This is a genomic window from Anaerofustis sp., from assembly GCF_019420015.1.
Classification (GTDB): Bacteria; Bacillota; Clostridia; order Eubacteriales; family Anaerofustaceae; genus Anaerofustis.
In genome coordinates, this window is record NZ_JAHZIA010000040.1 from 1 (window position 1) to 7,561 (window position 7,561).

The 7,561-nt window shown below is 31.2% G+C and carries 5 protein-coding genes; all 5 read right to left on the reverse strand.

Annotated features, from left to right (window positions below; translation table 11 throughout):
- Positions 1–428 (reverse strand): NAD-binding protein (locus QZ357_RS07120; protein WP_290773907.1); only part of this gene is annotated, 428 nt, incomplete at its 3' end.
- 70 nt (positions 429–498) lie between these two features.
- Positions 499–2,889 (reverse strand): endonuclease MutS2, encoded by a 2,391-nt coding sequence (locus QZ357_RS07125; RefSeq protein ID WP_290773910.1) that lies wholly within the window; start codon positions 2,887–2,889, stop codon positions 499–501.
- 7 nt (positions 2,890–2,896) lie between these two features.
- Entirely contained in the window at positions 2,897–4,399 is a 1,503-nt protein-coding gene (locus QZ357_RS07130; protein WP_290773913.1) for a D-alanyl-D-alanine carboxypeptidase family protein, read from the reverse strand.
- 22 nt (positions 4,400–4,421) lie between these two features.
- On the reverse strand, positions 4,422–4,565 hold the full coding sequence (locus tag QZ357_RS07135) for a hypothetical protein (protein WP_290773916.1): 144 nt from the start codon (positions 4,563–4,565) through the stop codon (positions 4,422–4,424).
- Positions 4,555–7,350 (reverse strand): insulinase family protein, encoded by a 2,796-nt coding sequence (locus QZ357_RS07140; protein ID WP_290773919.1) that lies wholly within the window; start codon positions 7,348–7,350, stop codon positions 4,555–4,557. The genes QZ357_RS07135 and QZ357_RS07140 overlap by 11 nt, the downstream gene beginning before the upstream one ends.
- Positions 7,351–7,561 lie beyond the last annotated feature (211 nt).

Genomic DNA, 7,561 nt, shown 5'->3' on the forward strand with positions numbered 1-7,561 from the left:
TTTATTTCTATTGCTGCAGGATATCGTATAAGCCTAGATATCTCGCTGGCTGCCGTAAGCTCGGGATTGATACAAAGAGATATCCCAAGTTCTTCCTTAACCAAATGTATATCTTCGGCATATTCGGGATTCCTTACCCTCGCTATTGCATTTTTTGCACCCGCTTTTTTGGCAATCAAACAACAGTATAAATTTACTTCATCCCTGCTAGTAACAGCTATAATCAAATCACAGTTTTCTATCCCGGCATCACTCAGTACATTACTCGTCGCACCGTTCCCCTCTACTGTCATAATATCTATCCTGTTACTTAAACTTTCAAGTTTATCTGATTTGGTATCGACTACTACAATCGAATGCCCTTCTTCATTTAAATGTTCTGCAATGGTGCTTCCTACTTTTCCGCAACCAACAATTATTATGTTCATTTATTATCTACCTTTTCATAACTAAATACTTTATGGAATTACTATATCATAAATATCAAAAAATAAAAAATTATTTTAATGTAACAACGGTCGCACCGTCGCCGCCTTCGCTTATACCGCCAAATCGGAATTTCTTTACATAAGAATGGTGTTTTAACAAATCCGTAACAGTGTTTTTCAAAACCCCGGTTCCTTTTCCATGAATAATCGTAACTACTTTTAAATTTGCCAAATAAGCATCATCAAGATATTTTTCTACCTTTATAACCGCATCATCCGCATACATTCCCCTTATATCAAGGCTGGGTTCAATGGTTTTCGCTTTTGTATTGGAAAACTTCACTGCGGTTTTCCTAACCTGCTCTTGTTCTCGTTTGCTATGCTCTATTTTTGATAACGATATTTTGGTTTTTATAATTCCTGCTTGTATAAATACATTGTCTTTATTATCAAATCCCAAGATAGTCGCATATTGATCCAAACTTTTTATATAAACTTCTTCTCCAACCTTAAAATCTTCTTTTTTGTTAATGCTTGTTTCCGCTTTTTTAAGTTCATGAGACGGTATATATGAGTTTAGAAGTTCTTCTTTTTCTTTGATTTGTTTTTTTATCTTTTCGGCATCACTTTTAAAAGTGTTATTATTTGCATTTATATTTTTTTGCGCTTTTATCTTTCCAAGCTTTTCTATAATATCCTTTGATTCCCTTTTCGCATCCGCTAAAATATCTTTTGCTTTTAAAGAAGCTTCCAGCATAATTTTTGATTTACTTTCTTCTATATTTTGTTTTTCCATCGAAAGCTGTTCGTTCAAAATCTTATTCTGATTTAAAAGATATTCTGTTTCTCTTTTTTCCTGTTCGAGTACCATGGATTTATCATTTAACTCTTTTATAAGATCTTCAACTTCAATATTCTCTTCTGATAAACGTTTTTTTGCATTTTCGATAATGTTACAATTTAGTCCTAGTTTTCCGGAAATTTCAAAAGCATTTGATTTACCGGGAATCCCAAGAATAAGTCTGTACGTCGGAGCTAGTTTTTCAACATCAAATTCTACGCTTGCATTCATAACATCATTTTTAACTATTGCATATTCTTTTATCTCACTGTAATGCGTTGTAGCAAAAACTCTCGCATTTTGATTCTTTAAATAATCTATTATAGAAACTGCCAAAGCGGCACCCTCTGTAGGGTCCGTACCTACTCCCAACTCGTCGATTAAAACCAAAGTCTTATCATTGGCCTGGTTAACAATATTTACTATATTCGTCATATGAGAGGAAAAAGTACTTAAATTTTGAGCTATACTTTGATCATCACCTATATCTGCAAAAATTTTGCTGTATATTGGAATGGAACTGCCCATCGCCGCCGGAATAAAAAGACCTGACTGCAACAGCAAAGAGCAAAGCCCAACTGTCTTTAAAGTAACGGTCTTCCCCCCGGTATTCGGTCCTGTTATGATAAGTGCCCTAAAATTACCGTCTAAAATAATATCCGAAGGAACGGCCTTATCAATATCTATTAAAGGATGCCTTGCAGACTTTAATATTATTTCATCATTTTCACTTATATCTGGCTTGTTATACTCGTTTTTCAGACAAAATCTTGATTTCGCATTTAATACATCAAAATAAATAAGTATATTTTCATTTACATTTAAACTTACCGCATTATCTTTTATTTTACTTGAAAGTATCTTTAAAATTATCTCTATTTCTTTTTGTTCTTCTGTTTCAAGTTCTTTGAGTTTATTGTTTAAATTTACAACAGAAGCGGGCTCTATAAATAAAGTAGCTCCGCTTTGAGAAGTATCGTGTACTATCCCGTTTACTTCCGCTCTGTATTCTGATTTAACAGGAACAACATATCTTGAATACCTGATGGTTACAATATTCTCACTTAAATATTTTTGATACTTAGAAGAATTAACAATACCGTTAAGTTTTTCTCTTATTTTGTTATTTGTATTTTTTATGTTTCTTCTTATATTGTAAAGGGTACTGCTCGCTCTGTCGCTGATAGTTTCTCCGTCAATTATTATAGTATCTATCTCTTTTTGAAGAAACGACAAATCATCTATATTCTCTCCATAATCCTTTAAAGTCTCAAATTTATCTTCCTCAGATATATTCGACAATATATGCCTCTTTACATCAATCGAGCATTTGATACTTTTTGATATGTTAATAAAATCCTCATTTGTAAGAATACCATCTTTAACTGCTCTGGATATACTGTTCTTGTTTATTTTATATCCATACACAGGAATATCTCCGTATGAAATTGAAAACTTAACCATTTCGTCAAGCTCGTTTAACTTATCCTTTATCAAATAAATATTATCACTCCAAGATAAGTTCATTATTTCCTCTTTTGCTTCGGATGAAAAAGCATAGTCTTGTATTCTTGATATGATTTTTTCATACTCCAAAGCTTTTAATGTTTTATTATCCATAATTTATTTATCTTCTTCTCTTACCTCTTTTATATACTTTTTTCCTTACCACTCTTCTATTTGAAGGCTTTTTCTTCTTTACTACTTTTATTTTCCTTCCGTCACTGTTATACGAAGGTCGTGGTCTTACACTTGCAGAACCATAATATCTTATTTCATTCTGAAGTCTTCTTCGTCTTGCCTTTCTTCTTTGCTCTATCCTCTTCTTCGTTCTGTATTTAGAAGAAAGTATTAAAGCCATAACAACCAAACACAAAAGAACAATAAATATAAGAGCATTGGTTATAAAAATATCAAAAGCCGACTTCATATCCACGTCACTCTTGGAATAAGCAGGTACGGTTTTAAATAATTTGTTATTTAAATAAACATTTATATTTCCTATTTTATCATTTTCACTGATGGAATTAACAAGTTCCATATCTTCAGTTGCTGTTTTTTTTATGTATTTATCATTTGGAGTAAAGGAAATAGTAAAATTATCTTCAGTGTATCCCTTATTGGCATATACCTCAATATCACTATTAACTTTAACTTTTACTTCCCCTCTCTCTCCCAAAGCGAGATTTTTAACGGTATACTTAAATAAAGTATCACCTTTTTCCTCTATTCTCAATTTATGTGTTTCTTCATTACCGTATTTAAGCAAAGTTTTTGCATATCCAAATTGATCTTTACTGCTCGAAGCATTTAAAACAGCCGCATAATATTTTATACCTTCATCGTTTTTACTGGATACAACAACACAGTTCCCGGCCGGATTTGTATAACCCGTTTTATCTCCTTTTGCCAGCTTATAAAAGTATTTACTGGATTCCAATATAAGAGCATTATGCCCGGACGATTTATGAGTAGTCTTATTCGTTATCGTTTCATAATATGTAGAAGATACCACCCTGTTGTAATAATCGAAATTATCTGCATATGCCGCAAGTAAAGTCATATCTCTCGGAGTACTGTAATGATTTTTATCATGAAACCCATGAGGATTATTAAAGTGAGTATTTTTCATGCCTATTTTTTTCGCTTTTTTATTCATTTCTTTTACGAATATATTATAAGCACTTTTTTTATCCGTTTTCTCTCCATTAATGATATTTCCGACATTACAGGCAAGAACAATGGCAGCATCATTCCCCGAAGGCAACATTAAACCATATAACAAATCCTTATATGAAAGAACCTCGTTTTTATAGAGTCCTGCCGTAGAACTGCCGGCGGGAAGCCAATTTAATTCGCTTCCCGTTTTAACAGTCTTATTTAAATCTTTAACATACTCCAAAGTAATTGCGGCAGTCATTATTTTTGTAGTGCTGGCGGGATACATCTTTTTATTCCCATTATGACTGAAAAGCTCACTGTCAGTGGAATCTTCGTATAAATAAAGTCCCATTTTCGAGTTATCCTTAACATTTGGAACAGCCGCATATACAGAAGTAACATTCAGCAAAAATACAGAAGATATTAAAAAGCCTGCTAATATTCTTTTTATTCCTTTTATTTTTAGCATATTCCTTCCTTCCGCTTTTTATCTAAAACAGTACAACAGTATTTTTAAACATATTGCCGCACTCTTCTATTTTAGCCTTATTTCCGGCAACATATCTGATTGAATTATTAAAAACATCTTCAAACATCTTATAATGTTTTTGTAAATCGACACTTTTAACTTCCAAAAACCTCTTTTCTTCTCTTCTTTATATTTTCGTAAGTATCTTTTGTATAAACCCTGGTAACATATTCACGTATTTTACTGTAATTGTTAAGAGGTATATCCATATCCGATACAGTACCTATTATAAGTTTGCTGATTTCCTCATTGTTCAACTCTATATTTTTAATATATTCGACTAAATTATCATACATTTTATAAGTTCTTTTTACATTTGGATCCCTGTACGAAACGAGACCGAGGTTTCCAAACTTATCTATGTGAATGAAAGAACCATAAGCACCGCCCATAACTCTGACATTATCCCACAGATATTCTGTTGAAAGATATTTTTTCAAAACAAGTAAAGATCCTTCGTAAGAATATCCGAAAGAACCGTATTCTCCTCCTTGACCTACATAGTTTACCATAGAAGGCAATATGATAGCTGTATTATCGGCGTTATATTCATAGTTAAATATTATTTTTGTATCGTTGCTGCTTTCATATTTATCTAAAAATGCAGATGCATTTTTTAAACTTTGATTTTTTGAATCTTCACTTACCGTAAGGATAATATCTTTTCTAGAATTTATAATTCTATTTGTAAGATTTTCAAAAACGGAAATAATTTTATCCGCACTCTTATCAAAGTTTTCATTCAAATTTTTAAGAAAATCATAATAACTTATCCCATTCAATAAGGTTACAAATCTGGATTTTCTGTTTGAAAAAGCAAGCATTTCGTTTAGAACTGTTCTGTGAGTTGCACTCATAATTCTTGACTGCATTTTTGAAAGCTCTTCCCTTACTATATCTCTAAGCTTTGATTTATCCTTAAAATCAGATCTTAAAATCATCTCTTCCATGATGGCATACATTTTATCCTCTTTCTTGCTGAAAGCTTTTATACTGCATGTCAAGAAAGACCTGAAATCGTCGTGATTTTCAAAACTTTGATAAGGAGATACAGAAAAAACTATATCTCCCAAATTTTCGTTGATTTCATTGTTAAGACTGAGTATATCATAATTTTTGGTATTAAAGTTTTCAAAGCACTTTGTAAGAAGAGATAATGCATGTATTTCTTCATCACCGTTAAGAGATACTTCAAAATTCACATCCATATAAGTAATATCTTTCGTTTCGTCTGTTCTTATATAAATATCATTCACTCCACAGTGCTTTATTTCAACGTCATTTACGATAGGTGGATTTACGTCGATATCACTTACCGAAATTCTTGGTATTAAAGCCTTTACATCTTCTCCGTCGGGAGTTCTCTGCATTTTCAATAAATTATTTGTAGCTTCTACCAATTTCTCTTTTTCGTCTTCACTTAAACTTTCTTTATAAGATTTTAATTTATCGTACAATATTTTATCATCCTTATCAGAAAGATTTTCTTTAGGAGATAATATAACATAATTGTATTTTTCATTGTTTAAAATATATTCTTTTATTGTATTCTCAAATAATCCCTGTAAAGACTCTTTCTTTATTTCCTCAAGTGCATTCTCATATTTTAACAATAAAGTAGGGTCTCCGTCATAAAGCCAACTTTCCATAACCGTAATTCCATAAAGCAAACCTTTTGGATACGTTCCGCTGTCCCCTTCTTTTAATTCAAATTCAAAGTTATTTATTGCCGCTTTTATGATATCATCGTCAATTCCGTTCTTTACAATATTTTCAAAAGTAGACTCGACAACTTCTTTAAACAAATCTATCTTGTCTTTTTTTGCATTTTTTGCACTTATACTTAACACAGGCTGTAAAATACCGTTATTGTAGTCAAGCATAACTTCATCGGCAATATCAGCTTCAATCAATGCTTTTTTAAGGTAAGAAGAATCAGAGTCAAACAATATTTTGCACAATATACCCAAAATAAGCCCTAATTTTACATCCAAAACATTTCCCACACTGTAATTGAGAGATAGAAGATATTTTTTATCGATGTTTTCAGATGAATTTACAGAATAAAACTTCTCAACTTTTTTTTCTATACCGGAAAAATCAATCTGTTCGGTTATTGAAGAATCAACTTTTATTTTATCGTACTTTTCCAAATAATTTTTATCCAAATATTCTAAATGACGGAGTATATCCGTTTTACCGTAAATATAAATGTATGAATTGCAAGGATGATAATATCTCTTATGAAAGTCCAAAAAAGTATCATAAGTCAAATCTGGAATATATTTGGGATCTCCGCCTGATTCAAAAGAATAAGGTGTATCCTTATATAAATTTGCTTCAATATTTCTTGCAAGAATATCTTCGGGATCTGAAAATGCCCCTTTCATTTCGTTATAAACAACGCCGTTATATTTAATATCATCATCTTTGTTTTCTAAATGATAATGCCAACCTTCCTGCTCAAGTATTTCCTTTTTATCATAAATCAAGGGGTTAAATACTGCATCTAAATACACATCCATTAAATTTCTGAAATCAGCCTCATTCATACTTGCAACGGGATACATCGTTTTATCGGAAAATGTCATCGCATTTAAAAAAGTATTCAGCGAAGACTTCATAAGCTCAACAAAGGGCTCTTTAAGCGGATACTTTTTTGAACCGCAAAGAACACTATGCTCAAGAATATGAGCGCTCCCGGTGTTATCAACGGGAGGAGTTCTAAAGCTTATGCTAAAGACTTTATTCTCATCATCATTATCAATAAAAAGAAGTCTTGCTCCCGATTTTATATGTTCAAACTCATAAGAAATAGAATTTATTTCTTTTATATTTTCTACATTTTTAAGAAGAAAATTAGAATATTTTTCATTCTGTTTCAGTTTCATGTTTACCTCCAAAGAAACTTTTTATATTAATTAAAAATATATTATATATAATTTTCCTTATTTAATAAATACTTTATTATTATTATTTTTATAAATTCATAATTAATTTCATTATCTTTATTTACATCTAAAAGCTTTACAAAATAATACCCGTCACCTCTTAAAGGTTTTATCATACTAGAAGATTCACCCTTTTTAAGTTTAGATGCAG